This window comes from Cobetia sp. SIMBA_158 (assembly GCF_046566945.1).
Classification (GTDB): Bacteria; Pseudomonadota; Gammaproteobacteria; order Pseudomonadales; family Halomonadaceae; genus Cobetia; species Cobetia amphilecti.
The window spans coordinates 137,776-162,921 of sequence record NZ_JAWJYL010000006.1 but is presented as its reverse complement, the minus strand read 5'-3'; the positions used below and the strand labels follow the sequence as shown (position 1 = coordinate 162,921).

Here is a 25,146-nt window from a genome sequence, read left to right as displayed (position 1 = left end):
TACCCACCTACCGGATGAGTCCCGTCGTATGGGCCTTGTGACAACCCGCTGCGGGAATCTGCCATGAATCGTGCCCTCTGGTTACTGGGTGCTGGCCTTGTGATGGTCATCGCGATACCGCTGGTGCTGGGTGGCAGCGGACTGGGTGGCCAGTTGCGCCAGTTCCCCCTCGACACCTTCCTCTTGATGCTGGGCATGATCGTGATGTGCTGGAACCTGAACGCCGGCCGGTTGCGTCTGCTGCTGGCCGGGCGTGGCGGTCACCTGGGGCAACGGCGCGCCGTCGGCATGGTGATGGCGACCGAGTTCGCCATCAGCGCCACCCCCGGCGGCAGTGGCGGTCCGCTTACCCTGATGGGGCTGCTGTCACGTCAGGGAGTGCGCCCGGCGCAGGCCACGGCGGTATTCGCGGTCGATCAGATCACCGACATGCTGTTCTTCCTCTCGGCACTGGCCAGCATCGGCCTCTACGCCCTCTCGCATACCATCGACCTGCGCCTGGGGTGGATGCTGGCCGTGCCGGCGCTGTTGCTGATCATCGGCTTTGGCCTGCTGGCCGCGCTGGGCAAGCACCATCGGCGCCTGCTCAAGACCAGCGGACGCCTGCTGCGCTGGCTCAAGGTACGCCATCGCTCACGCGTCAAGCTGGCGCGGGGCCTGATCCACTTCCGCCATGCGCTGGTCGAGACGCTCGCCCTGCCGCGCCTGACGCTGAGCCTGATCTTCCTGCTCTGCTGTGCCCATTGGCTGCTGCGCTACTCGATCCTCTATCTGGCCGTGTCCGGACTGGGGCAGGACATCGACTGGAGCTGGACCTTCATCGTGCAGATGCTCTCGCTGGCAGCGGGCCAGCTGACGCTGCTGCCCGGCGGTGCCGGAGGCGCGGAGCTGTCCTCCACTGCCCTGCTCAGCCCGATGATCGGCGCCGCCAGTGCCGCGGCGGCAGTAGTGATCTGGCGAGCGGTGACCTTCTATTTCTACCTGATCGCCGGCGCCCCGGTGTTCTTCGTGATGGCGGGACGCAGCATGCTGGGAAGCTTGCTCAAGCGTCGCTCGGCAGCCACATGACGGGGCAACCGAGCAGCGCTGCAGGCTTCATCATGAAAAACACTTGATCATCGCCATATGAATAAGACTTTGTTATGTTGGCAGGCGGCTTTATTGAACGGCCATACAATAACCACAGCTCAAGGTGATCTCACATGCCGCATCCTTCCCAGCGTCACCCGACTTCCGCCCGCATTCGCCGTCCGCTGGCCATGATGGGCGTGGTCGGCTCGCTGCTGGCCACCTCGACCTCAGCGGCACTCGCTGATGACAGGCCCCTGCGCAGCATCGACCCCGGCCATGGCACCGACAAGGTCGTGGTCGCCCACCGAGGTGCCTCTGGCTACCTGCCGGAGCACACCCTCGCGGCCAAGGCGATGGCCTACGCCCAAGGCGCTGACTTCCTCGAGCAGGATGTGGTGATGAGCAAGGATGACCAGCTGGTGGTGCTGCACGACCGCTTCCTGGACCGTGTGACCAATGTCGCCGAGGTCTTCCCCGAGCGTGCGCGTGATGATGGCCGCTACTATGCCATCGACTTCACGCTGGACGAGCTGCGCCAGCTGTCGTTCAGCGAGGGGTTCACCGTCAAGGATGGCGAGCAGGTCGCCGACTACCCTGAGCGCTTCCCGCTGGGCAAGTCGCACTTCGGACTGCACACCCTGAGTGAAGAGATCGAGATGGTTCAGGGCCTGAATCACTCCACCGGACGCGATGTCGGCCTGTATGTGGAGATCAAGGCGCCCTGGTTCCACCAGTCGGAAGGCAAGCAGGTCTCGCGAGCCGTGCTCGAGACCCTCAAGCACTACGGCTACGTCGCGCAGAATGACAATGCCGTCGTGCAGGTCTTCGATCCCAATGGCCTCAAGCGCATCCACGACACGCTGCAGCCCGAACTGGAGATGGACCTGCGTCTGGTGCAGCTGATGGGCGAGACCAGCTGGGACATGACCTTCCAGCCGGATGCGGAGGGCAAGCTTGAGCCCTACGACTATGACTGGATGTATCAGGAAGGCGGCATGCAGCGCATCGCCACCTACGCCGATGGCATCGGGCCGTGGAAGCCGATGGTGATCGAGGACAGCTCGACCCGGGGCGACATCAAGGTCACACCAATGGTCGAGGAAGCCCATGCGCAGGGCCTGATCGTGATGCCCTACACCTTCCGCCTCGATGAAGGCCGCATCCCCGACTGGGCCAGCGATTACGATGACATGCTGCGCGCCTTCTTCGTCGACGCCAGGGTCGATGGTGTCTTCACTGACTACCCTGACCGCGCCGTGCAGTGGCTGAAGCAGCACGGTGATGCTCTGTAAGCGGCCCTTCAAGCCAGGCAGTCCTTGGCAGGGGAACATCAAAAAGCCGGACTCCGTGAGGAGTCCGGCTTTCTCGTCCTGCCTGTTTCTCGTCCTGCCTGATCGTCAGCGCTCGCTGTCAGTTCACGATATCAGCATCGACACGTGATGAGCGCTGCCTTCATTGACCCGCCGCTTCGGCGGCCAGCCCCTTGAGCAGCCCGGCGATCTTGTCCAGCGGCAGCTTGCAGTCGCCCAGATCATGACGATTGGCCATGTACTGCGGGTCATTCCACTCGATCACGCTGCCGCCCTCCACGGCGCGAATCAGCATCTTCTGCGGCAGGTCCAGGGCGGCCGCCCCGTTGCACTGCATCAACAGGGTCCCCACCTTGGGATTGCCGAAGATGACGGTATGCGTCGCGGGCAGCTCCATGCCGACCTTCTCGGCACCTGCCTCATGATCGATGACGCTGAACAGCGTCAGCCCCTTGGCCTTGAGCGCCGTCTCGAGACGCGCCTGAACGGAGGCGACATCATCACGACTGGTCACCGACTCGATGCCCTTGGCAGGCACCTGCATGCTCGCTGAAGCTTCAGGGGCGGAGGCTGCCGCCGCGCCGGAATCTGCACTGGCAGACAGCGGCATGCCAGCAGCCAACGGCAGGGACAGCAACGCCAGCAGGCGCGCGGAGCGCGTAAGGGCGGGGAATGACTTGAGCATGGAACATCCTTATCAGTGAGTCGTGTTGCGCCGTGGGGCATCTGCACGTGTCGCTTGGTCAGGTGCCAATGAACAGTCATCAGATTAGCAACTGCTTGATATGAACGCACCTGCCCCGCCTGCATCAGCCGAAACACCTCTCCCCTCGCCTACGCCACCGGCTGCGCTTGGGAGTGACTGGTGGCGGCCAGAAACGAAAAAAGGGCAGGCCCTGTGGGCCTGCCCTTTCGGTGACATGCGATCCGCTTGACGCCGATCGCTGTCAGGAGATCAATGGCTTACCAGCCAGTGACTTCCTTGATGGCATCGCCGATCTGCGCGAGTGAACGCACAGTCTTGACGCCAGCTGCTTCCAGAGCCGCGAACTTCTCGTCGGCAGTACCCTTGCCGCCGGAGATGATGGCGCCTGCATGGCCCATGCGCTTGCCCGGAGGCGCAGTCACACCAGCGATGTAGGAGACGACCGGCTTGGTGACGTTCGCCTTGATGTAGGCAGCGGCTTCTTCTTCAGCAGAACCGCCGATCTCGCCGATCATGACGATGGCTTCGGTCTTCGGGTCCTTCTCGAACATCTCGAGGATGTCGATGAAGTTGGAACCCGGGATCGGGTCGCCGCCGATGCCGACACAGCTGGACTGACCGAAACCGTGGTCAGTGGTCTGCTTGACGGCTTCGTAGGTCAGGGTGCCGGAACGAGACACGATACCGACCTTGCCCGGCTGGTGGATGTGACCCGGCATGATACCGATCTTGCACTCACCCGGAGTGATGACACCCGGGCAGTTCGGACCGATGACGCGCGCGCCCAGCTCGTCGCACTTGACCTTGACTTCCAGCATGTCGAGAGTCGGCACGCCTTCGGTGATGCAGACGATCAGCTTGATGCCTGCATTGGCCGCTTCAAGGATGGAATCCTTGCAGAACGGTGCCGGCACGTAGATGACGGACGCTTCAGCGCCAGTCTCGGCAACGGCTTCGGCGACGGTGTTGAACACCGGCAGGCCCAGGTGAGTCTGACCACCCTTGCCCGGCGTCACGCCACCGACCATCTTGGTGCCGTAGGCGATGGCTTGTTCAGAGTGGAAGGTACCCTGGCCGCCAGTGAAGCCCTGGCAGATCACCTTGGTGTTCTTGTCGATCAAAATGCTCATTACTTGCCCTCCGCAGCTTTGACAACCTGCTGCGCCGCGTCAGTCAGGCTGGTAGCAGCGATGATGTTCAGACCGCTTTCGGCCAGCTTCTTGGCGCCGAGTTCAGCGTTGTTACCTTCCAGACGCACCACGACCGGCACGTTGACACCGACCTGCTCGACGGCACCGATGATGCCTTCGGCGATCATGTCACAACGCACTATGCCGCCGAAGATGTTCACCAGAACAGCTTTGACGTTGTCGTCGGACAGGATGATCTTGAATGCTTCTGCAACGCGTTCCTTGGTAGCACCGCCACCCACGTCGAGGAAGTTGGCCGGCTTGCCGCCAGACAGGTTGACGATGTCCATGGTGCCCATCGCCAGGCCTGCGCCGTTGACCATGCAGCCGATGTTGCCGTCGAGGGCAACGTAGTTCAGTTCGAACTTGGCAGCATGCGCTTCACGCTCGTCTTCCTGAGACGGATCGTGCATCGCCTGCAGGTCCGGGTGACGGTAGACGGCGTTGGCGTCGATGTTGATCTTGCCGTCGAGGCAGTGGAGGTTGCCTTCGTCGGTGATGACCAGCGGGTTGATTTCCAGCAGCGCGAAATCCTTGTCGGCGAACATCTTCGCCAGACCCAGGAAGATCTTGGTGAACTGCTTGATCTGGGTCGGGTTCAGACCCAGCTTGAAGGCCAGTTCACGCGCCTGGTACGGCTGAGCGCCGACCAGCGGATCGATCTCGGCTTTCAGGATCTTTTCCGGCGTCTCTTCAGCAACCTTCTCGATTTCCACGCCGCCTTCGGTGGAAGCCATGAAGACGATGCGACGAGTGGTGCGGTCAACGACGGCGCCCAGGTACAGCTCTTCGGCGATGTCGGTGCAGTTCTCGACGAGAATCTTGGTGACCGGCTGACCGTTTTCGTCAGTCTGGTAGGTCACCAGGTTCTTGCCCAGCCACTGGGTCGCGAAGTCGGAAGCGGCTTGTGCGCTGTCGACCAGCTTGACGCCGCCAGCCTTGCCGCGGCCACCTGCGTGGACCTGTGCCTTGACGACCCACTTGTCGCCGCCAATCTTCTTGCACGCTTCAGCAGCGTCTTCCGGGGTGTCAACGGCAAAGCCCTTGGACACCGGCAGGCCATAGTCGGCAAAAAGTTGTTTTGCCTGATATTCGTGAAGGTTCATCGTGTCATGCCATTGGTTGCATTAGACTCGAACGGCAGTCGCAAGATGCCACTGCCACCGTTCGCCCCGGCCTGGCCGGGGCGACGCGCCTCTTGTTCGGAAGGACGCTTACTTGCGCTTCTTGCGGTTTGCGATGTGAATCGCATGCCCGTCAACGGCCAGCGCGGCTTCGTGCACGGCTTCCGACAGCGTCGGGTGAGCCGTGCAGATCAGTGCGAGGTCTTCGGCGCTTGCGCCGAACTCGAGGGCAGTCACACCCTGTGCGATCAGCTCACCGGCATGCTGGCCGATGATGTGAACGCCCAGGACGCGATCAGTCTCAGCGTCGGCAATGATCTTGGCCAGACCTTCAGTGGCATTGTTGGCCATGGCACGACCGCTTGCCGCGAACGGGAAGCTGCCGGTCTTGACTTCGATGCCTTCGGACTTGGCTTGCTGTTCGGTCTTGCCGACCCACGCCACTTCCGGGAAGGTGTAGATGATGCTCGGGATGGCGTCGTAGTTCATCTCGGCCTTGTGGCCGGCGATGATGTCGGCAACCATCACGCCCTCTTCAGAGGCCTTGTGCGCCAGCATCGGGCCACGCACCACGTCGCCGATGGCGTAGACGCCCGGCACGCTGGTCGCGCACTGGTCGTCGACGTGGATGAAGCCACGCTCGTCCAGATTGATGCCGACATCGCTGTCGAGCAGGCTCTGGGTGTACGGACGACGGCCGACCGCGACGATGATCTTGTCGAAGGTCTGTTCCTGTTCGCCGTTGGCGTCGGTGTACTTGACGACGACTTCGCTGTCCTTGATGTCGGAACCGGTCACACGGGCGCCGAGCTTGATGTCCAGACCCTGCTTCTTGAGCAGCTTCTGGGCTTCCTTGGCGACGGCCGCATCGACCATCGGCAGGAAGCTGTCGACCGCTTCCAGCACGGTGACTTCAGAACCGCAACGGCTCCACACGCTACCGAGCTCGAGACCGATGACACCGGCACCGATGACACCCAGACGCTTCGGCGCTTCGTCGAACTCGAGCGCGCCGGTGGAATCGACGATCAGACCTTCGGTCAGCGGCGTCGGCGGAATCTCGACCGGCACGGAGCCCGACGCGATGACGATGTTCTCGGCTTCATAGGTCGCCTTGCCACCGTCGTGATCGGTCACTTCGACCTGCTTGTTCGGCAGCACCTTGCCGGTACCTTCCAGCGCAGTGACACCGTTGGCCTTGAACAGACCGGAGATACCGCCGGTCAGGTTCTTCACGATCTGCGCCTTGCGCTCGATCATCTTGGCCACGTCGATCTCGACGCCGTCGGCCTTGATGCCCAGTTCGGCGAATTCATCACGCGCTTCGACGTACTTGTGCGAGGTTTCCAGCAATGCCTTGGACGGAATACAGCCGACGTTCAGGCAGGTACCGCCGTGAACGACCTTGCCTTCCTTGTTGACCCACTTCTCGACGCAGGCGGTCTTCAGACCCAGCTGAGCAGCGCGGATAGCGGCAACATAGCCACCAGGGCCAGCGCCAATGACGATCACATCAAATTTATCGGCCATGTCTCTTCCTGTTGGTGCAGTTCGATTCGGGTTGGCAACCCGGCGAGTGTCAGTGCCACCCGCCGGGGCCGCTCACGCCCTCGAGATCCTCAAGGGCGTGAGACATTGCGGTCTCAGACGTCGAGCAGGAAACGAGCCGGATCTTCCAGCAGGTCCTTGATGGCGACGAGGAACTGGACTGCATCCTTGCCATCGATCATGCGGTGATCGTAGGACAGTGCCAGATACATCATCGGACGGATGACGACCTGACCGTTCACGGCCATCGGACGCTCCTGGATCTTGTGCATGCCCAGGATGGCGGTCTGCGGCGGATTCAGGATCGGGGTGGACATCAGGGAACCGAAGATGCCGCCGTTGGTGATCGTGAAGGTACCGCCCTGCATCTCATCGATGCCCAGCTTGCCGGCACGGGCACGCTGACCGAAGTCGACGATGGTCTTTTCGACATCGGCGAGCTTCATGCTGTCGGTATCACGCAGCACCGGCACGACCAGACCGCGGTCGGAAGACACGGCCACACCGATGTCCTGGTAACCGTGGTAGACGATGTCGGTGCCGTCGATGGAGGCGTTGACGTCCGGGAAGCGCTTGAGCGCTTCGGTGGCCGCCTTGACGAAGAAGCCCATGAAGCCGAGCTTGGTGTCGTGCACCTTCTGGAAGGTGTCCTTGTACTGCTTGCGCAGTTCCATCACCGCGCTCATGTCCACTTCGTTGTAAGTGGTGAGCATGGCGGCAGTCTGCTGGGCATTGACCAGACGCTTGGCGATGGTCTGACGCATGCGGCTCATCGGCACGCGCTTCTCGGGACGCTCGCCCTCGAAGGTCGGTGCAGATTTCGGCGCGGCCTTGGCATCAGACTTGGAAGCGCCGGACTTGGCAGCCGGCTTGGCAGCGGACTTGGCCGCAGTGCCTTCCTTGACGGCCTTGGCCACGTCTTCCTTCAGCACGCGACCGCCCTTGCCGGTACCGACCAGCTTGCTGACGTCCAGATCGTGCTCGGCGACCATCTTGCGTGCTGCCGGGGCGAGGATCTTGTCGCCGACCTTCTCGTCCTGACCTTCGTCAGACCCGGACTTGTCGTCGCTTGCCTCAGCGGCCGGCGCGGCGCCACCGGAAGCACCAGCGCTGAACAGTGCCAGCACGGCTTCGGTCTCGCAGGTATCGCCTTCCTCGACCTTGATCTCGCTCAGGGCGCCGTCGGCCGGAGCCACGACTTCCAGCACGACCTTGTCGGTTTCGATCTCGACGATCAGCTCGTCGCGCTCGCAGGCTTCACCGACCTTCTTGTGCCAGGTGGCGACGGTGCCTTCGGCAACGGATTCCGGGAAGCTCGGTGCCTTGACTTCCAGCGTCTTGCCTTCGCCACCGGCGGCCGGCTTGCTGTCGGCCTTGGCGTCGTCCTTGCTCTCTTCAGCGGCGGAGTCGTCCTTGGCGTCAGAAGACGCAGCGGCGTCTGCATCACCGATGGAGCCCAGCACTTGCTCGGACTCGCAGGTGTCGCCTTCCTGAACCTTGATCTCGCCCAGGGTGCCGTCCTGCGGTGCGACGACTTCCAGCACGACCTTGTCAGTCTCGATCTCGACGATCAGCTCGTCACGCTCGACGCTGTCGCCGGGCTGCTTGTGCCAGGTCGCCACAGTGCCTTCGGCGACGGATTCCGGAAAAGACGGCGCTTTGATATCGATAGCCATTGGAGTTCCTTAACTCAATTCTCTCTCGGTGCCCTTGCGGGTCGCGAGCCTTTACTTGTTGAAGGCGTCGTCGACCAGCTGGCGCTGCTGCTCGTTATGAACGGACATGTAGCCCGCGGCAGGTGCCGCAGAGGCCGGGCGTCCGGCGAAGTCCAGGCTCATGCCAAGCCCCTGACGGTGCTGCTCAGCGACCTGACGCATATGGTGCTGACTCTGATACCAGGCACCCTGGTTGAGCGGCTCTTCCTGGCACCACATCACCTGCTCGAGATTCTCGTAGTCGGCGATGGCGGCCTGGAGCTCTTCCTTCGGGAAGGGATAGAGCTGCTCGACACGGATGATGGCAACATCTTCACGGCCCTGCTCGGCGCGATAGGCGGCCAGGTCATAGTAGACCTTGCCCGCACACAGCACGACGCGCTTGACCTTGGAAGCTTCCAGGTTGCCCTTGTCGGACAGCACCATCTCGAAGCGGCCATCGGCCAGCTCGTCGAGGGTGGAAGTCGCTTCCTTGTGACGCAGCAGAGACTTGGGTGACAGCACGACCAGCGGCTTGCGCAGCGAGCGGATGACCTGACGACGCAGCAGATGGTAGATCTGCGCCGGCGTGGTCGGCATGCATACCTGCATGTTGTGCTCGGCACACAGCTGGAGGTAACGCTCGAGGCGTGCGGAGCTGTGCTCCGGGCCCTGGCCCTCGTAGCCGTGCGGCAGCAGCATGGTCAGACCACACAGGCGGCCCCACTTGCTCTCGCCGGAGGAGATGAACTGGTCCATCACCACCTGGGCGCCGTTGGCGAAGTCACCGAACTGGGCTTCCCACACGACCAATGCCTTGGGCATGGTGGTGGCGTAGCCATATTCAAAGGCCAGCACCGCTTCCTCGGAGAGGTAGGAGTCATGGATGGTGAAGGTCGCCTGACCATCCTTGATGTGCTGCAGCGGCACGTAGGTGTCGCCATCCTTCTGGTTGTGCACCACCGCATGACGGTGGGAGAAGGTACCGCGACCCACGTCCTGACCGGTGATACGCACCGGGTGGTCGGCATCGACCAGGGTGGCGTAGGCCAGTGTCTCGGCGAAGCCCCAGTTCAGCGGCATGCCACCAGCGGCCATCTTGCGACGGTCTTCGTAGATCTTGTTGACCTGACGCTGGACCGAGATGCCGTCCGGCACTTCGCACATCTTGTTGGCGAGGGCCTGCAGCTGCTTCATGTCCATCGAGGTATCGGCAACGCCGGTCCACTCGTGGCCCAGGTACGGCGTCCAATCGACGAACAGACCGGTGTTGGGCTGCTTTACCAGCGCATTGGCAACGTGGTTGCCGGCATCCAGGTCAGCACGGTACTGATCGACCAGGTGCTTGGTCTCTTCCGCGCTGAGCACGCCTTCCTCGACCAGACGGTCCGCATACTTCTCGCGGGCAGTCTTCTGGGACTTGATCTTGGCGTACATCAGCGGCTGGGTGCCGGACGGCTCGTCGGCTTCGTTGTGACCGCGCTTGCGGTAACACACGAGGTCGAGCACGACGTCACGCTTGAACTGCTGACGGTAGTCGATGGCGACCTGAGCGGCGTGCAGCACGGCGTCCGGATCATCTCCATTGACGTGGATGATCGGCGCCTGAACCATCTTGGCGATGTCGGTGCAGTATTCGGTCGAGCGAGCGTCATCGGCACGCGAGGTGGTGAAGCCCACCTGGTTGTTGATGACGACATGCACGGTACCGCCCGTCTTGTAGGCACGGGTCTGCGACATCTGGAAGGTTTCCATGACCACGCCCTGACCGGCGAATGCCGCGTCACCGTGGATGGAGATCGGCAGTACGCTGTCGCCTTCGCTGTCTTCGCGACGGTCCTGACGGGCACGCACGGAGCCTTCCACCACCGGAGAGACGATTTCCAGATGCGACGGGTTGAACGCCAGCGCCAGGTGGACTTCGCCGCCCGGGGTCATGACATTCGAGCTGAAGCCCTGGTGGTACTTCACGTCGCCGGAACCCTTGGCAATCTGCTTCTTGCCATCGAATTCCTCGATCAGCTCTGACGGGCTCTTGCCCAGCAGGTTGACCAGCAGGTTGAGACGGCCACGGTGGGCCATGCCGATCACGACTTCCTTGGTACCATACTTGCCGCTGCGCTGGATCAGCTCATCCATCATCGGAATGAAGGATTCGCCGCCTTCCAGACCAAAGCGCTTGGTGCCCGGGTACTTGCTGGCGAGATAGCTCTCGAGGCCTTCGGCGGCGGTCAGACGTTCCAGCACGTGATGACGGACATCGCGTGAGAAGTTCGGCTTGGAACGTACGGACTCGAAACGCTGCTGCAGCCAGCGCTTCTCTTCCGTGTTGACGATGTGCATGAACTCGGCGCCGATGCTGCGGCAGTAGGTCTGCTCCAGCGCGGCGTGGATTTCCTTGAGCGGTGCAACATCCTTGCCGAGGAACAGCGAGCCGGTCTGGAACTCGACGTCCATGTCAGCGGCGGACAGCTGATGGAAGGACAGTTCGAGGTCCGGTACCGGAGCCGGCTTGCGCAGACCAAGGGGATCGATATCCGCCTTCTGGTGGCCACGGAAGCGGTAGGCGTTGATCAGCTGGAGAACACGAACCTGCTTCTTGTTCTCGCTGCTTTCGCCCGCAGAGACAGCCACCGGGCGGCGACTGTTGCGACCCATCTCGTAGAACTGATCACGGATCGGCGCTAGCGGAACATCCTGGGAGGGGCTGCCGTCATGACGCGGCAGAGTATCAAAGTAGTTGCGCCACTCGTCGGGAACCTCATTCGGGTCGACAAGATAACGCTCGTAGAGATCTTCTACGTAGTGGACATTCCCCCCGCTCATATGGGAAGTGCGCCACATCAACTCCATTGTGCCTTCTTGCATCTCTCGGTCACCCTGACTGATGGGGTGGGGTAGGCGCCTGACAAGCGCTGTCGGCGTCACTCGATTATGCCCTGTATGGCGAAACCATGGAGGCCTTCACCATCTGAGTCTTCTTTTATCGTCAAAAGCCGGTGCACAAGGCACCGGCTTCAGCAAGCTGTGCGCTGCGACAAGGTGTGACACCCTGCCGCAGCTGACGTGCATCATAGCAAGCTAAGGCGCGGCTTTTAAGTGGCGTTTGCCAGCAAAAGCTCACGAATCTTGCCGATGGCACGTGTCGGGTTCAGACCCTTGGGGCAAACCGCGACACAATTCATGATTCCGCGACAACGGAATACGGCAAACGGGTCGTCCAGCTCGCTCAAACGCTCCTTGGTGGCGGTGTCACGCGAGTCCGCCAGGAAGCGATAGGCCTGCAGCAGACCGCTCGGACCGACGAACTTGTCCGGGTTCCACCAGAAGGACGGGCAGGCAGTCGAGCAGCAGGCACACAGGATGCACTCGTAGAGACCGTCGAGCTTGTCACGGTCTTCCGGCGACTGCAGACGCTCGATGGCCGGCGCCGGCGTGTCGTTGAGCAGGTACGGCTGGATGCGCTCGTACTGCTTGTAGAAGATGCTCATGTCGACGACCAGGTCACGCACGACCGGCAGGCCCGGCAGCGGACGCAGCACCAGCTTGTTGTCCTTGACGACTTCGGACAGCGCGGTGACACAGGTCAGGCCGTTCTTGCCGTTCATGTTCATGCCGTCCGAACCACAGACGCCTTCACGGCAGCTGCGACGATAGGCCAGCGAGCTGTCCTGTTCCTTGAGCATTTCCATCACGTTCAACACCATCAGGTCACGACCCTGGGTGTCGACCTGAAACTCCTGCATGTACGGCGCAGTATCGGTTTCAGGGTTGTAGCGGTATATGGATACCTGAAGCATGGTTTCCCCTCCGGGCAAACGGGTCAGGTGCGTGCGGTGACCTGCACGCACCTCGATCACGGCGAACTCAAGCGAGAGTGAACTCGAGCGAGTGCGAACTTGGTCTGAAGCAAGGCGCGGCGTCCCGACCGGATCGCGACGCGCGCCTTGGGTTCAGACTCAGTAGGTACGAATCTTCGGCTCGAAACGCTCGACGGTCTTCGGCGCGAAGTTCACATCACGCTTGCCGACACGCTTCTCGTTCGGGAAGAACAGAGAATGCTTGAGCCAGTTCTCGTCATCACGGTCCGGGAAGTCGTAACGGGAGTGAGCACCACGGCTTTCCTTGCGGGTCAGGGCCGCAATGGCAGTGGCTTCCGCCACTTCCATCAGGTTGTCCAGCTCGAGAGCTTCGATACGCGCGGTATTGAAGACCTGAGACTTGTCGGACAGACCCGCCTTGGCGATACGCTCACGCAGATCGGACAGCTGCTTGACGCCCTCTTCCATCTTGTCTTCCTGACGGAAGACACCGAAGGAGTTCTGCATGATCTGCTGCAGTTCACGCTTGAGTTCCGGCACGGACTCGCCGCTTTCGGACTCGTTCCAGCGGTTCAGGCGCACCAGGGCAGCATCGATGTCGCTCTGCGTCGGCTCGAGGTACTCGACACCTTCGTTGAGCGCGCTTTCGATGTACTTGCCCGCGGCGCGGCCGAAGACGACCAGATCCAGCAGCGAGTTGCCGCCCAGACGGTTGGCACCGTGAACGGACACACAGGCCACTTCACCCACGGCATAGAGGCCGTTGACGATGCGGTCGCTGCCGTCTTCGTTCTGTGCGATGGCCTGACCGTGCACGTTGGTGGCGATGCCGCCCATCATGTAGTGGCAGGTCGGCACGACCGGGATCGGCGCGTTGGTCGGATCGACGTGCGCGAAGGTCTTGGACAGCTCGGAGATACCCGGCAGGCGCTTGTTCAGCACTTCCTCGCCCAGGTGATCCAACTTCAGGAAGACGTGGTCGCCATTCTCGCCACAGCCACGGCCTTCGAGGATTTCCAGCACCATGGAGCGCGCGACGACGTCACGGCCCGCGAGGTCCTTGGCGTTCGGCGCATAACGCTCCATGAAGCGCTCGCCGTCCTTGTTGACCAGGTAGCCACCTTCACCGCGGCAACCTTCGGTGACCAGCACGCCCGCACCGTGAATCCCGGTCGGGTGGAACTGCCACATTTCCATGTCCTGGACCGGCAGGCCGGCACGCAGTGCCATGCCGATACCGTCGCCGGTGTTGATCAGGGCATTGGTGGTGGAGGCGTAGATACGGCCCGCACCGCCAGTGGCCAGAACGGTGGCCTTGGACTTCACGACCACGGTCTCGCCGGTCTCGATGCACAGGGCAATCACGCCGACGATATCGCCGTTGGCATTCTTGACCAGATCGATGGCGTACCACTCGTCGAGGAAGACGGTGCCGTTCTTCAGGTTGGCCTGATACAGAGTGTGCAGCAGGGCGTGACCGGTACGGTCAGCCGCGGCGCAGGTACGAGCCGCCTGGCCGCCCTTGCCGAAGTCCTTGGACTGGCCACCGAACGGACGCTGGTAGATGCGGCCGTTGTCGAAACGGGAGAACGGCAGACCCATGTGCTCAAGCTCGAAGACCGCTTTCGGGCCTTCGGTACACATATATTCCGCAGCGTCCTGATCAGCGATGTAATCGCCACCCTTGACGGTGTCATACATGTGCCAGCGCCAATCATCATTCGGATCAGCAGAAGCGATGGCACAGGTGATACCGCCCTGGGCAGAGACAGTATGCGAGCGGGTCGGGAAGACCTTGGACAGCACGGCGGTCTTCTTGCCGGACTGGGACAGTTCGAGACCGGCACGCAGGCCAGCGCCGCCGCCGCCGATGATGATCGCGTCGAATGTCAGGCTACGCATGGTGGACATGTATCAGGCTCCCCACAGGACTTGAACGCCCCAGACCAAGAAGATGAACAACGCAAGGATGACGAAGACCTGGAAACCGAAACGCAGTGCGGTCGGCTTCATGTAATCGGTCGCCACGGTCCACAGACCGATCCAGGCGTGTGCGGCAATCGAGATGAATGCCATCAGAGAGAAGATGCGCATCGCCGTGTTCTCGAACAGACCACTCCAGGTGGTGTAGTCGAGGTTCGGATGGAGCAGCAGGTAGCCGACCATGAACACGGAATAGACTGCCAGAATCACGGCAGAAACACGCTGCAGCACCCAGTCGGACAGACCGCTGCGGCTGAAATTGGTGATGTTGTTTACCATACCCAGACTCCCGCCAGGACCACGAGAACAGCACTGATCACGACAGTGACCTGCGCCTTGCGATTAGCACTTTCCAGTTCGACACCAATATCCATGTCCATCAGCAGGTGCTTGATGCCAGCCACGAAGTGGAAACCGAGGGCAGACAGCAGGCCCCAGGCCACGATCTTGGCCAGGAAGTTGGTCGCCAGGGTGTCGCGCACTGCCTCGAACCCTTCCGGGGAGGACAGCGAGGCATCGAGTGCCCACAGCGCAAATACCAGGCCCACGAACAGAATCACGCCGGTAATACGGTGGGTGATTGAAGTCAGCGCAGGGAGAGGGAACTTTATCGTCGTCAGATCGAGATTTACGGGTCGTTTGCTATTCACGGCTCTTACACACTCTCTTGGCCCAACACGGACGCAAGCCCGCAGGGGCGGTGGTTTGAGGAAGGGTCTCGGGCGCAGGCCATCCACGGTACCGAGCCGAATTTCCCGCCAGTCGCGCGACGGTGGATTATAGGGGTTGGCCATTGGCATGACAAATGGCATGACGTCGCAGGGCCGCAACCACGGATTGCACAAAATGCAGTGAACAGGACGCGACCTGACGCCACGGGATACGTAAACGTCGGGGAACTGACGCACAGCAGCATGGCGCGCGTCTCTACGCCGTGTGGCGAATTGACAATCTTTCGCGGGCTTCTATAGTGGGCGGGATTGATGCAAGCCCGGCATGGCAAGCAAGTCAAAGAGTTACGCGAATAATGAGGAGGTCGGCATGACTGACAAGAAAGCGACATTGACAGTAGACGGTATCGACAAGAGCATCGAGTTCCCGGTCTATTCCGGCACGCTCGGCCAGGACGTCATCGACGTTCGCGGCCTGACCGCCGAAGGCATGTTCACCTACGACCCGGGCTTCGTCTCCACTGCCGCCTGCGAATCATCCATCACCTTCATCGATGGCCAGAAAGGCGTGCTGCTGCATCGCGGCTATCCCATCGACCAGCTGGCCAAGAGCTCCAACTACATCGAGCTGTGCTACCTGCTGCTGTTCGGAGAGCTGCCGAGCGACGAGGAATACGACAAGTTCGCCCAGCTGATCAGCAACCACACCATGGTGCATGAGCAGATCGTCAACTTCTTCAAGGGCTTCCGTCGCGACGCACACCCGATGGCGATCCTGTGCGGCGTGGTCGGTGGCCTCGCTGCCTTCTATCACGACAACCTGAACATCACCAACGAGAAGGAACGCTACGTCAGCGCCGTGCGCCTGATCGCCAAGATGCCGACCCTGGCGGCCATGTGCCACAAGTACAACATCGGTCAGCCGTTCATGTACCCGCGCAATGACCTCTCCTACGGCGAGAACTTCCTGTACATGATGTTCGGCAACCCGTGCGAGGAGTACAAGATCAACCCGGTGTTCGCCAAGGCGATGGACACCATCTTCATGCTGCACGCCGACCACGAGCAGAACGCCTCGACCTCTACCGTGCGTCTGGCCGGCTCCACCGGTGCCAACCCGTTCGCCTGCATCAGCGCCGGTATCGCGGCACTGTGGGGCCCGGCACACGGCGGCGCCAACGAAGCCGTGCTGGCCATGCTCGACGAGATCGGTGAAGAGTCCGAGGAGAACATCCAGCGCTTCATCGACAAGGCCAAGGACAAGGAAGACCCGTTCAAGCTGATGGGCTTCGGTCACCGCGTCTATCGCAACTTCGATCCGCGCGCCAAGGTCATGAAAGAGACCTGCGACGAAGTGCTGGAGCAGCTGGGCATGGCGGACGACCCGCAGCTCAAGATCGCCAAGCGTCTGGAACAGATCGCGCTGGAAGACGAGTACTTCATCGAGCGCAAGCTGTACCCGAATGTCGACTTCTATTCCGGCATCATCCTCAAGGCGATCGGCATCCCGACCAACATGTTCACGGTCATCTTCGCCATGTCGCGCACCATCGGCTGGATCTCCCACTGGAACGAGATGATCGCCGGCGGCCACCGCATCGGCCGTCCGCGTCAGCTCTACACCGGCCACCCGCAGCGCGACTATCCGGCCAAGTAACCCAGCACCAGGCAACCAGGCACCCGGCAACATCGGGTCATGCGCCTGCAGGACAGACCGCCTCTTCGGAGGCGGTTTTTTTTGGCCTATTACCTCTCATGCGCGCAGCCCCTGCCTGACAGCAAGCCATAAAGCCGCCCCGTCCCCGCCCCGGACGTGCTAGCGTGCTGATGTACCGGCCTCTTCACGTCCTGTGCGCGCCGGCACGCCATGCGCCCCATCGCGAGCGGCGCAACCTCATTCCTGATTGATGGCAAGGAGCCCCCAGCATGTCAGACACACACACAACGCCACGTACCGCCGCCTTCATCGGACTCGGCGTCATGGGTCACCCCATGGCCGGCCATCTGAAACGCGCAGGCCTTGAGGTGCGGGTCTACAACCGCACACGTGCACGCGCCGAGCAGTGGAGCGAGGAGTATGGCGGCAGCCATCACGCCACCCCGCGAGAAGCCGCCGAGGGCGCCGATATCGTGCTGATGTGCGTGGGCAATGATGATGACGTGCGCAGCGTCACCTATGGCGACGACGGTGTGCTGGCCAGCATGGCGAGCGGCAGCCTGCTGGTGGACCACACCACCGCCAGTGCCGACCTGGCACGCGAGTTGGCCGCCGCCGCGGGCGAGGCCGGCATCGGCTTCGTCGACGCACCGGTGTCCGGCGGCCAGCAAGGCGCCGTGAATGGCGTGCTGACCATTATGTGTGGCGGCAGCGAGGTGGATTACGCGCGTGCCGAGCCGGTGCTGACGCACTACGGTCGCATGGTGAAGCGCATCGGCGAGACCGGTGCCGGTCAGACCACCAAGATGGTCAACCAGATCTGCATTGCCGGGCTGGTGCAGGCGCTTTCCGAGGGCCTGCACTTCGCCGAGCAGGCCGGACTGGATCGCGAGGCGGTGATCGAAGTGATCTCCAAGGGCGCCGCCGGCTCCTGGCAGATGGAGAACCGCCACGCCACCATGATCAAGGACGAGTACGATCACGGCTTTGCCGTCGACTGGATGCGCAAGGACCTCGACATCTGTCTGGCGGAAGCACGCCGCATCGATGCCAGCCTGCCGGTGACCGCGCTGGTCGATCAGTTCTATGCCGACGTGCAGGCCATGGGTGGCAATCGCTGGGACACCTCCTCGCTGCTCAAGCGCCTCTCCAGATGAAGCGGGTCTGAATACACGCGAGCGAGCTGAATCGCATCACACGGCCTCGCACTGAAAACGCCTCATTCCAACGCCATATGGACGCGGGAATGAGGCGTTTTTTCGTGCCGCAGCGCAACATCCCAGACAGCAGCGGCGCTCGGCAGGTTTTTCCACACTATCTGTGGATAACCTCGTTGATAACCCCTAGACAAGCGCGGCGAACCAGCATGACAGCGGGCTTACCAACAGATTGCACAAAATTTAACCAGCGTATAAGCCATTGATATAAAAGAAATTTTTGGTAACACGACGTAAGCGCCAGCCGCAGGGGCCGCACTTTGGGAAGAGATGCAGGGGGAGATGTGACAGCGCGCGAACAGTGGACAAGACACGGGGTCTGTCAAGGGCGACTTGGGGATAACATGCTTTTCTGCCGACACACAGGCTGTGCATAAGCCAGAATCAGGGACAAAAAAAACACACCCCGCAAGGTGTGCTTTTTTGTTGACTTCACGAGACCTGAAAGGTGACTCGAGATGTCTGAAGAGTGGCGTCCCATAGGGGGTTCGAACCCCTGTTACCGCCGTGAAAGGGCGGTGTCCTGGACCACTAGACGAATGGGACGCAGTCGCTTGAGAAACTTGGTGGAGCCTAGCGGGATCGAACCGCTGACCTCAACACTGCCAGTGTTGCGCTCTCCCAGCTGAGCTAAGGCCCCGTCTCTCAAGAACGAGGCGTATCTTACTGATAACCCTCGGGGACGTCAACTTCTTTTTCACACAATTCTCATCGTGCTGCTGATCAGCACTGAAAGCGCTGTTCAGCGCCCTGCTGCAAGATATGGCCCCCATGACGACATACGTCACGGGGGCCATCATCTGCACATCGCAGACACCCTTGCAGGTCGCGATATTCTTGCAGGTCGCGATATTCTTACAGGTCGCGATATTCCTTCTCGAAGCGCTTGGCGGCCTTCTTGGAGACGCCACCCAGCACGGCCACGGCGTGACGCAGACGCGCGCGCGTCATGTCGGAGCCCAGAATGACCATCGCGTCCATCACCGAGGTGGAAGTCGCCGAGCCAGTCACCGCCACGAACACCGGTGCCAGGAAGTCCTTCATCTTGAGCCCGAAGTGCTCGGAAAGCAGCTTCACTTCCGCCAGCAGATGCTCCTTGTCCCAGCGGCTCACGGCTTCAAGCTTCCAGGTCAGGAACTGCATCTGACGCACCAGGTCTTCGCCTTCCAGCTTCGCCTTGGCGAAGTCGTCCGGCGTGATGGCCGGCAGACCGGAGAAGAAGTGGCCGGCCAGCGGAATCGCCTCGGACAGCGTCTCGATGCGCGGCTTCACTTCCGGCAGGATCTGCTTGACGTAGGACTCGTTGAAGGCCCACTGACGCAGTTCGCTCAGCAGCTCGTCCTCGGACAGATCGCGGATGTAGAGACCGTTCAGCCAGCTGAGCTTCTCGACATCGAACACCGGGCCACCCAGTGAGACACGCTGGATATCAAAGTGCTCCTGCATCTCGCTCAGGGTGAACTTCTCGCGCTCGTCCGGCATGGACCAGCCGAGACGACCGAGATAGTTGATCACCGCCGCCGGCAGGTAACCCATGCGACGGTAGTAGAGGATCGAGGTCGGGTTCTTGCGCTTGGACAGCTTGGTCTTGTCCGGGTTGCGCAGCAGCGGCATGTGGCACAGTTCCGGCATCTGCCAGCCGAAGTATTCATACAGCAGCTGATGCTTGGGCGCCGAGTTGATCCACTCCTCGCCACGCAGCACGTGGGTGATCTCCATCAGGTGATCATCCACCACGTTGGCCAGGTGGTAGGTCGGCATGCCATCGGACTTGAGCAGAATCTGCGCATCGACCTGGGCCCACTCGACCTCGATCTCGCCGCGCAGCATGTCCTTGACCACACAGGTACCGCTTTCCGGCACGTTCATGCGGATGACGAAGGGCGCGCCCGCCGCTTCACGACGTGCCACTTCTTCTGCCGGCAGCGCGAGATCGGACGGCTTGAGCGCCATGTGCAGACCTTCGGCCTTGCGCGACTCGCGCAGCTCGTCCAGCTCTTCACTGGTGCGATAGCACTTGAAGGCATGGCCGGCATCGATCAGCTGCTGGCAGTGTCTGGCGTAGATGTCGCCACGCTCACTCTGACGGTACGGGCCGTGCGGACCGCCGACATCCGGGCCTTCGGCCCATTCGATGCCCAGCCAGCGCAGCGAGTCGAGGATCATCTGCTCGGATTCGCCGGTGGAACGCGTCTGATCGGTATCCTCGATACGCAGAATGAACTCGCCACCGTGCTGACGAGCGAAGCACTGGTTGAACAGGGCGATGTAGGCGGTGCCGACGTGGGGATCACCAGTCGGCGACGGTGCGATGCGCGTACGAACGGTCATGTGGAGTCCAGTAGTTCGAGAAGAGAGGGCAACAAGCGTCTCGGCAATGACTGACTGCCGGGGCGTGAAATCACGCTGCTGTCTCAGCAGCAAGTGCTGGGGCATATTATACGCAAGGTGAAGATGTGCGACAGTGCGTCGCCGTGTACCAACGCTCTCTCGGCGGTAAGCTTGCGCCAGATGCGTCATTCTCTGCCTTGAGACGTGACGCCAGCGCCTCCCTGCAACTATCTCTGCCACCACCGGCAGGAGCATGAATGCCCCGAACTGCCGCTGCACCCGATGTTTCACCCTCCCCCACCGATGCCACTGCATCGGCAGAATTCGTGCCACGCCCCTGGCTGGAGACACTGGCACGTGCCGGTGGCCGCTGGCCCCAGCTCGCCATCCTGTGCGCCCTGCTCTCGACACTGGTGCTGCTCGCCCAGGCCTGGGCCATCGCCCGTCTGGCCCAGGGCGTGGCGATTGACCGCGAAGGCCTGGCGACACTATGGCCGGCCATCGCGGTGCTCGCCGCCAGTCTCTCGCTGCGCGGCGCGCTCACTGGCCTGCGTGGCTATGCCGGCACGCGCGCCAGCCAGCAGATCCGCCGTCGCCTGCGCGAGCGTCTGCTGCAGCGCTTCGCCGAACTCGGCCCGCTGTGGGTGCGTCGCCAGCATCGCGCCAGTCTCGCCAACCGCGTCTGGGACCAGGTCGAGTCACTGCACGGCTACTACGCCGACTTCCGCCCACAGACACGCCTCGCGGGGCTGATTCCGCTGATGCTGCTAGGCGTGGTGTTTCCGCTCAACTGGGCGGCCGGCCTGATTCTGGCCACCACCGCACCGCTGGTGCCGATCTTCATGATTCTGGTCGGCATCGCGGCGCGCAAGCGCTCGCAGGAGCAGTTCCGGGAGATGGACCGCATGGGCCGCCACTTCATGGACCTGCTCACCGGCCTCAAGACCCTGAAGCTGTTCGGCAGCGCCAGACGCGGCCCCCAGGTCGAGGCGGTCAGCCATGCCTTTCGCAAGCGCACCATGCGCGTGCTGCGCCTGGCCTTCCTGTCCTCCACGGTGCTGGAATTCTTCACCGCGGTGTCCATCGCGCTGCTGGCGGTCTACCTCGGCTTCCATTTCCTCGGCCATCTGCAATTCGGTACCTGGGGCGACTCACCGCTGACCCTGCAGACCGCACTCTTCATTCTGGTACTGGCGCCCGAGTTCTATCAGCCGCTGCGCGAGCTGGGCGTGCACTACCACGCCAAGGCCGAGGCCGAGGCTGCCGCCAGCGACCTCGCCCCCATCGTCGGCAGTGCCCCCTTCACGCAAGAGGCCGAGGCTGGCACACAGACGCACAATGCCATCAGCGACCTGCCCGCGGCGCGCCCTCAGACCCGCAAGCTGCACTCGCTGATGCTGGAAGAGGTCTGTGTGCGCTATCCCAATCAGTGGAACCGCCAGACCAGCACGCTGACTCCGCCGGCACTCGGCCCACTGACCCTGCGGATCACCCAGGGCGAACGCGTCGCGCTGACCGGTGCCTCCGGCTCCGGCAAGTCGACGCTGCTCAATCTGCTGCTCGGCTTCGTCGAGGCCAGCGACGGCCTGCTGTATCTCAACGGCCATCCGCTGAGCCACGGCCTGCCGCCGGGTATGGCGACCTGGGTCGGTCAGGAGACGGTGGTCCTGTCCGGCACGCTGGCCGACAACCTGCGTCTGGCCAGGCCTCAGGCCAGCGACGCACAGCTCGAAGCGGCGCTGGGCAATGCCGACCTGCTTGACTGGTACCAGCACCTACCGCGTGGGCTCGAGACGCGCATTGGCGAGGGCGGCCAGGCGCTGTCCGGCGGTCAGGCACGCCGCCTGTCACTGGCCCGCGCCTTCTTGCATGACGCGCCGCTGGTGCTGCTGGATGAACCCACCGCCAGCCTGGATGCCGACAGCGAAGCGCGCGTGATCGCCGCGCTCAAGCGTCTCGGCGAGGGTCGCACCCTGCTGCTGCTGACCCACCGACCAGAGCTGCTGACGCTATGCCAGCGCCTGATTCACCTCGACGATGGCCAGCTGGTGCAGGACCGCCCACTCCCCCTCCCGACGCCGCGAGGTGACGCATGAGCCGCGCCATCCGCAAGCCCGCGCCTGACACGCCCGCGGCTGTTACAGCAAGCGCGCCAGCACTGGGCAAAGCGCGTAGCGAACAGCGCCCACGTCTGCGCGAACTGACGCCCTATCTGGCCTTGATGCGCGAGCATCGCGGCTGGCTGGGCATCGGCGCGCTGCTGGCGCTGATCACCCTGCTGGCCGCCACCGGTCTGCTGGCGCTGTCGGGTTGGTTTCTCTCCGCCACCGCCGTGGCCGGCTTGAGCGTCGCCGCCACTCAGGCCTTCAACTTCTTCACTCCGGCGGCAGGCGTGCGCGGTCTGGCGCTGGCGCGCACCGCCGGACGCTATGGCGAGCGCGTCACCACCCACGAAGGCACGCTGCGTCTGTTGGCGAGCCTGCGCCGCCGCCTGTTCGAGGCCATCGAGCCGCTCTCCCCCGCCGCCCTGCAGCATGCCGGCCAGGGAGAGTTGATGACCCGCCTGGGCGCGGATGTCGACGCCCTCGACAGCCTCTACGTGCGCGTATTGATTCCCTCGCTGGTGGCGGTCTGCGCCATCCTCGCCGCCGGCACGCTGATCGGCATCTTCGCGCCGACACTGGCGCTGGTGGCGGTGATCGGACTGGTGCTGACCGGCGGACTGGTGCCGTGGCTGGCCTGGTGGCGTGGCAGCCGTGACGCCATGCGGCATCAGTCCTCGGCCAGCCGCCTGCGCGCGCGCCTGCTGGAGCGCCTGCAGGGGCTGGGCGAGCTGGTGATCTATGGTCGCTGGAATGAGGAGCTTGAGCGCCTGGCCGAGCAACAGGCCGAGCGGGATAGCATCGAGCGCGCCCAGGCACGCCGTCAGGCACTGGCCAGCTGGCTGAGCCACACTCTGCTGGGGCTGACACTGGCCGGGGTGGCGCTACTCGGCGTCATGCAGATGGCGCCATATGCGAACAACGACATGACGACGCATTCTGGCGAGCTGCTCGATGGTCGCCTGCTGGCACTGTTCCTGCTGGCCGTGCTCGGCGCCTTCGAGGCACTGGCGCCACTGCCGCTGGCCTGGCAGGGGCTCGGTCGCTGTCTGGCGGCGGCCGCGCGTCTCAACAGCGTGCAGGCCAATACGCCGGCGGCCCAGTTCCCCAGTGACTCCGAAGCTGCCACGCCGGTGGGTCATGCATTGGAGATCGAGCAGTTGAGCGTCACCCACGGCGACACGCCGGTGCTCACAGAGCTTTCCCTGACACTGGCCGCAGGCGAGCATCTGGCACTGCTCGGCCCGTCCGGCAGCGGCAAGAGCACCCTGCTGGACGTGCTAAGTCGCTTCCATATTCCCAGCGCCGGACGCATCACGCTGGGCGGCGTGGCGCTGGAATCACTCGACGAGGCCACGCTGCGCGCAAGCTTCGCGGTCTGCCCGCAGGACACGCATCTGTTCTGTGCCAGCTACGCCGACAACCTGCGCCTGGCCGCTCCCGAGGCCAGCGATGAGGCACTGACGCGCATGCTGGAAAGCCTTGGCCTCGGCGACTGGCTGGCCCGCCAGCCACAGGGACTGGCCGGCTTCCCGGATGAAGGGGGGCGCTCGTTGTCCGGTGGCCAGCTGCGCCGCTTCGGCGTGGCACGTGCGCTGCTGTCACCGGCGCCGATCGTGCTGCTCGATGAGCCTTGCGAAGGACTGGACCGCACCAGCGCCGTGCAGGTGATGAGCGCGATTCTCGCCGCCTGCGAGGGCCGCAGCCTGATCATGATCACCCACCAGCCGCTGGGGCTGGAGCGCTTTGCGCGCCTGGCGCTGCTGGAAGCGGGCCGCCTGCAGGAAGACGCCACCCCGACCACGCTCAGCAGCGATTCCCGTCTCGCCAGGCTGATGGAGCGCACTGCCTGACGACAGTCACATTCAGCCACTACAGAGGGAGACATGCATGGCAGACAGCAGACTGGAAGATCAGCCATTGGCGACGGACACCTTCGCGCGCCTGCCACAGGGCTTCTGCGCACTGGTCACCGGTGCCAGCGGCGGGATCGGGCGGGCGCTGATCGCTGAGCTGCTTGCCCATCCGCACTGTGGAAAAGTGCTGGCGGTGAGTCGCGATGTCTCATGCCTGGCGGCGCATCCCGAGCTCGAGACGCTGGAGGCCGACCTGACCACCGAGCAAGGCACCGCAAGCCTCGAGCAGTGGCTGGCACAGCAACTGGATGGCGAGAGCGAGGCGGGACAGCCACCGGCGCTGATACTCAACGCACTGGGCCTGCTGCATGACGAGCGTGAGCAGCTATGGCCGGAGAAGCGCCTAGAGGATTTGAGTCTGGCAGCCCTGACGCGCCTGCATCAGGTCAACGCCTTCGCCCCGGCCCTGCTGCTGGGAATGCTGGCGCCACGCCTGCGCCGACGCACGCCGGTGATCTTCGCCTCGCTGTCGGCGCGGGTCGGCTCGATCTCCGACAACCGCAGCGGCGGCTGGTATGCCTATCGCGCCAGCAAGGCCAGCCACAACATGCTGCTCAAGACCGCCGCCATCGAGATCGCGCGTCGCAACCCCGAGGCGCTGCTGGTCGCGCTGCATCCCGGCACCACCGACACCGGCCTGTCGACGCCCTTCCAGGCCCGCGTGCCCGAGGGCAAACTGTTCACCACGGGCTTCGTGGCGCACCGTCTGCTGCGCGTCGCCTCTGAACTCCCGCCCACCGCCAGCGGCGGATTCTACGACTGGGCCGGCCAGGCCATCGAGTGGTAACCCCTCAGGAGAGGAGAC

At 62.9% G+C, this 25,146-nt stretch carries 18 protein-coding genes and 2 tRNA genes; 7 read left to right on the top strand and 13 right to left on the bottom strand.

Annotated features, from left to right (window positions below; translation table 11 throughout):
- Window positions 1–63: 63 nt before the first annotated feature.
- Both R2R70_RS11470 and glpQ read left to right on the top strand, forming a co-directional pair.
- Window positions 64–1,068, top strand: coding sequence for a YbhN family protein (locus R2R70_RS11470; RefSeq protein WP_131431293.1), 1,005 nt, complete (start codon window positions 64–66; stop codon window positions 1,066–1,068).
- A 134-nt stretch (window positions 1,069–1,202) separates the two neighbouring features.
- Window positions 1,203–2,363, top strand: coding sequence for a glycerophosphodiester phosphodiesterase (gene glpQ / locus R2R70_RS11465; RefSeq protein WP_410978037.1), 1,161 nt, complete (start codon window positions 1,203–1,205; stop codon window positions 2,361–2,363).
- A 160-nt stretch (window positions 2,364–2,523) separates the two neighbouring features.
- On the opposite strand, the gene R2R70_RS11460 is transcribed toward glpQ, so the two are convergent.
- From R2R70_RS11460 to sdhC, 10 genes are all read right to left on the bottom strand, one after another.
- Window positions 2,524–3,066: a DUF302 domain-containing protein gene (locus R2R70_RS11460; RefSeq protein WP_107335512.1), complete on the bottom strand. Its 543-nt coding sequence runs from the start codon at window positions 3,064–3,066 to the stop codon at window positions 2,524–2,526.
- Between the two features lie 278 nt (window positions 3,067–3,344).
- A complete protein-coding gene (sucD, locus tag R2R70_RS11455) occupies window positions 3,345–4,217 on the bottom strand; it encodes a succinate--CoA ligase subunit alpha (protein WP_043333998.1) in 873 nt (290 codons plus the stop codon).
- Window positions 4,217–5,383: an ADP-forming succinate--CoA ligase subunit beta gene (gene sucC, locus R2R70_RS11450; protein WP_043333999.1), complete on the bottom strand. Its 1,167-nt coding sequence runs from the start codon at window positions 5,381–5,383 to the stop codon at window positions 4,217–4,219. Before sucC ends, sucD begins: the two co-directional genes overlap by 1 nt.
- 108 nt (window positions 5,384–5,491) lie before the next feature.
- Window positions 5,492–6,931, bottom strand: coding sequence for a dihydrolipoyl dehydrogenase (lpdA, locus tag R2R70_RS11445; protein ID WP_043334000.1), 1,440 nt, complete (start codon window positions 6,929–6,931; stop codon window positions 5,492–5,494).
- Window positions 6,932–7,044: 113 nt separating this feature from the next.
- On the bottom strand, window positions 7,045–8,625 hold the full coding sequence (gene odhB / locus R2R70_RS11440) for a 2-oxoglutarate dehydrogenase complex dihydrolipoyllysine-residue succinyltransferase (RefSeq protein ID WP_131431292.1): 1,581 nt from the start codon (window positions 8,623–8,625) through the stop codon (window positions 7,045–7,047).
- A gap of 51 nt (window positions 8,626–8,676) precedes the next feature.
- Window positions 8,677–11,511: a 2-oxoglutarate dehydrogenase E1 component gene (locus tag R2R70_RS11435; protein ID WP_054555372.1), complete on the bottom strand. Its 2,835-nt coding sequence runs from the start codon at window positions 11,509–11,511 to the stop codon at window positions 8,677–8,679.
- Window positions 11,512–11,738: 227 nt separating this feature from the next.
- Entirely contained in the window at window positions 11,739–12,443 is a 705-nt protein-coding gene (locus R2R70_RS11430) for a succinate dehydrogenase iron-sulfur subunit (RefSeq protein WP_043333105.1), read from the bottom strand.
- Between the two features lie 159 nt (window positions 12,444–12,602).
- The gene (gene sdhA / locus R2R70_RS11425; RefSeq protein WP_043333106.1) at window positions 12,603–14,375 is read right to left on the bottom strand and encodes a succinate dehydrogenase flavoprotein subunit; all 1,773 of its coding nucleotides are present in this window, start codon (window positions 14,373–14,375) and stop codon (window positions 12,603–12,605) included.
- A gap of 3 nt (window positions 14,376–14,378) precedes the next feature.
- On the bottom strand, window positions 14,379–14,726 hold the full coding sequence (gene sdhD / locus R2R70_RS11420; RefSeq protein WP_043333107.1) for a succinate dehydrogenase, hydrophobic membrane anchor protein: 348 nt from the start codon (window positions 14,724–14,726) through the stop codon (window positions 14,379–14,381).
- Window positions 14,720–15,097: a succinate dehydrogenase, cytochrome b556 subunit gene (sdhC, locus tag R2R70_RS11415; protein ID WP_043333108.1), complete on the bottom strand. Its 378-nt coding sequence runs from the start codon at window positions 15,095–15,097 to the stop codon at window positions 14,720–14,722. The genes sdhD and sdhC overlap by 7 nt, the downstream gene beginning before the upstream one ends.
- A gap of 391 nt (window positions 15,098–15,488) precedes the next feature.
- On the opposite strand from sdhC, the gene gltA reads away from it, so the two are divergent.
- On the top strand, window positions 15,489–16,775 hold the full coding sequence (gene gltA / locus R2R70_RS11410) for a citrate synthase (RefSeq protein ID WP_043333109.1): 1,287 nt from the start codon (window positions 15,489–15,491) through the stop codon (window positions 16,773–16,775).
- A gap of 269 nt (window positions 16,776–17,044) precedes the next feature.
- Window positions 17,045–17,932 carry an NAD(P)-dependent oxidoreductase gene (locus R2R70_RS11405; protein WP_216060066.1) on the top strand — a complete coding sequence of 296 codons (888 nt, stop codon included), beginning with the start codon at window positions 17,045–17,047 and terminating at the stop codon, window positions 17,930–17,932.
- A gap of 530 nt (window positions 17,933–18,462) precedes the next feature.
- Here R2R70_RS11405 and R2R70_RS11400 read toward each other — a convergent pair.
- The 3 genes from R2R70_RS11400 to gltX all read right to left on the bottom strand — a co-directional run bounded on the left by R2R70_RS11400 (window position 18,463) and on the right by gltX (window position 20,323).
- Window positions 18,463–18,538 (bottom strand) — tRNA-Glu (locus tag R2R70_RS11400).
- 18 nt (window positions 18,539–18,556) lie between these two features.
- Window positions 18,557–18,632 (bottom strand) — tRNA-Ala (locus R2R70_RS11395).
- Window positions 18,633–18,847: 215 nt separating this feature from the next.
- Complete coding sequence (gene gltX, locus R2R70_RS11390; protein ID WP_043333111.1) at window positions 18,848–20,323, bottom strand: glutamate--tRNA ligase; 1,476 nt, start codon at window positions 20,321–20,323, stop codon at window positions 18,848–18,850.
- Window positions 20,324–20,580: 257 nt separating this feature from the next.
- On the opposite strand from gltX, the gene cydD reads away from it, so the two are divergent.
- The 3 genes from cydD to R2R70_RS11375 are packed head-to-tail and all read left to right on the top strand — an operon-like array spanning window position 20,581 to window position 25,128.
- Entirely contained in the window at window positions 20,581–22,419 is a 1,839-nt protein-coding gene (cydD, locus tag R2R70_RS11385; protein ID WP_410978036.1) for a thiol reductant ABC exporter subunit CydD, read from the top strand.
- A complete protein-coding gene (cydC, locus tag R2R70_RS11380; RefSeq protein ID WP_410978035.1) occupies window positions 22,416–24,278 on the top strand; it encodes a thiol reductant ABC exporter subunit CydC in 1,863 nt (620 codons plus the stop codon). The genes cydD and cydC overlap by 4 nt, the downstream gene beginning before the upstream one ends.
- 37 nt (window positions 24,279–24,315) lie before the next feature.
- Complete coding sequence (locus R2R70_RS11375; protein WP_410978034.1) at window positions 24,316–25,128, top strand: SDR family NAD(P)-dependent oxidoreductase; 813 nt, start codon at window positions 24,316–24,318, stop codon at window positions 25,126–25,128.
- The last annotated feature ends 18 nt before the right edge of the window (window positions 25,129–25,146 follow it).

Excerpts from the sequence above, each read along its gene's own strand:
- R2R70_RS11375 (WP_410978034.1), top strand. The coding sequence starts at position 24,316 with ATGGCAGACAGCAGACTGGAAGATCAGCCATTGGCGACGGACACCTTC.
- R2R70_RS11430 (WP_043333105.1), bottom strand. The coding sequence starts at position 12,443 with ATGCTTCAGGTATCCATATACCGCTACAACCCTGAAACCGATACTGCG.
- gltX (WP_043333111.1), bottom strand. The coding sequence starts at position 20,323 with ATGACCGTTCGTACGCGCATCGCACCGTCGCCGACTGGTGATCCCCAC.
- gltA (WP_043333109.1), top strand. The coding sequence starts at position 15,489 with ATGACTGACAAGAAAGCGACATTGACAGTAGACGGTATCGACAAGAGC.
- odhB (WP_131431292.1), bottom strand. The coding sequence starts at position 8,625 with ATGGCTATCGATATCAAAGCGCCGTCTTTTCCGGAATCCGTCGCCGAA.
- sdhA (WP_043333106.1), bottom strand. The coding sequence starts at position 14,375 with ATGTCCACCATGCGTAGCCTGACATTCGACGCGATCATCATCGGCGGC.
- cydC (WP_410978035.1), top strand. The coding sequence starts at position 22,416 with ATGAGCCGCGCCATCCGCAAGCCCGCGCCTGACACGCCCGCGGCTGTT.
- sucD (WP_043333998.1), bottom strand. The coding sequence starts at position 4,217 with ATGAGCATTTTGATCGACAAGAACACCAAGGTGATCTGCCAGGGCTTC.
- sdhD (WP_043333107.1), bottom strand. The coding sequence starts at position 14,726 with ATGGTAAACAACATCACCAATTTCAGCCGCAGCGGTCTGTCCGACTGG.
- R2R70_RS11435 (WP_054555372.1), bottom strand. The coding sequence starts at position 11,511 with ATGCAAGAAGGCACAATGGAGTTGATGTGGCGCACTTCCCATATGAGC.
- R2R70_RS11405 (WP_216060066.1), top strand. The coding sequence starts at position 17,045 with ATGTCAGACACACACACAACGCCACGTACCGCCGCCTTCATCGGACTC.
- R2R70_RS11460 (WP_107335512.1), bottom strand. The coding sequence starts at position 3,066 with ATGCTCAAGTCATTCCCCGCCCTTACGCGCTCCGCGCGCCTGCTGGCG.
- lpdA (WP_043334000.1), bottom strand. The coding sequence starts at position 6,931 with ATGGCCGATAAATTTGATGTGATCGTCATTGGCGCTGGCCCTGGTGGC.
- sucC (WP_043333999.1), bottom strand. The coding sequence starts at position 5,383 with ATGAACCTTCACGAATATCAGGCAAAACAACTTTTTGCCGACTATGGC.
- cydD (WP_410978036.1), top strand. The coding sequence starts at position 20,581 with ATGCCCCGAACTGCCGCTGCACCCGATGTTTCACCCTCCCCCACCGAT.
- glpQ (WP_410978037.1), top strand. The coding sequence starts at position 1,203 with ATGCCGCATCCTTCCCAGCGTCACCCGACTTCCGCCCGCATTCGCCGT.
- R2R70_RS11470 (WP_131431293.1), top strand. The coding sequence starts at position 64 with ATGAATCGTGCCCTCTGGTTACTGGGTGCTGGCCTTGTGATGGTCATC.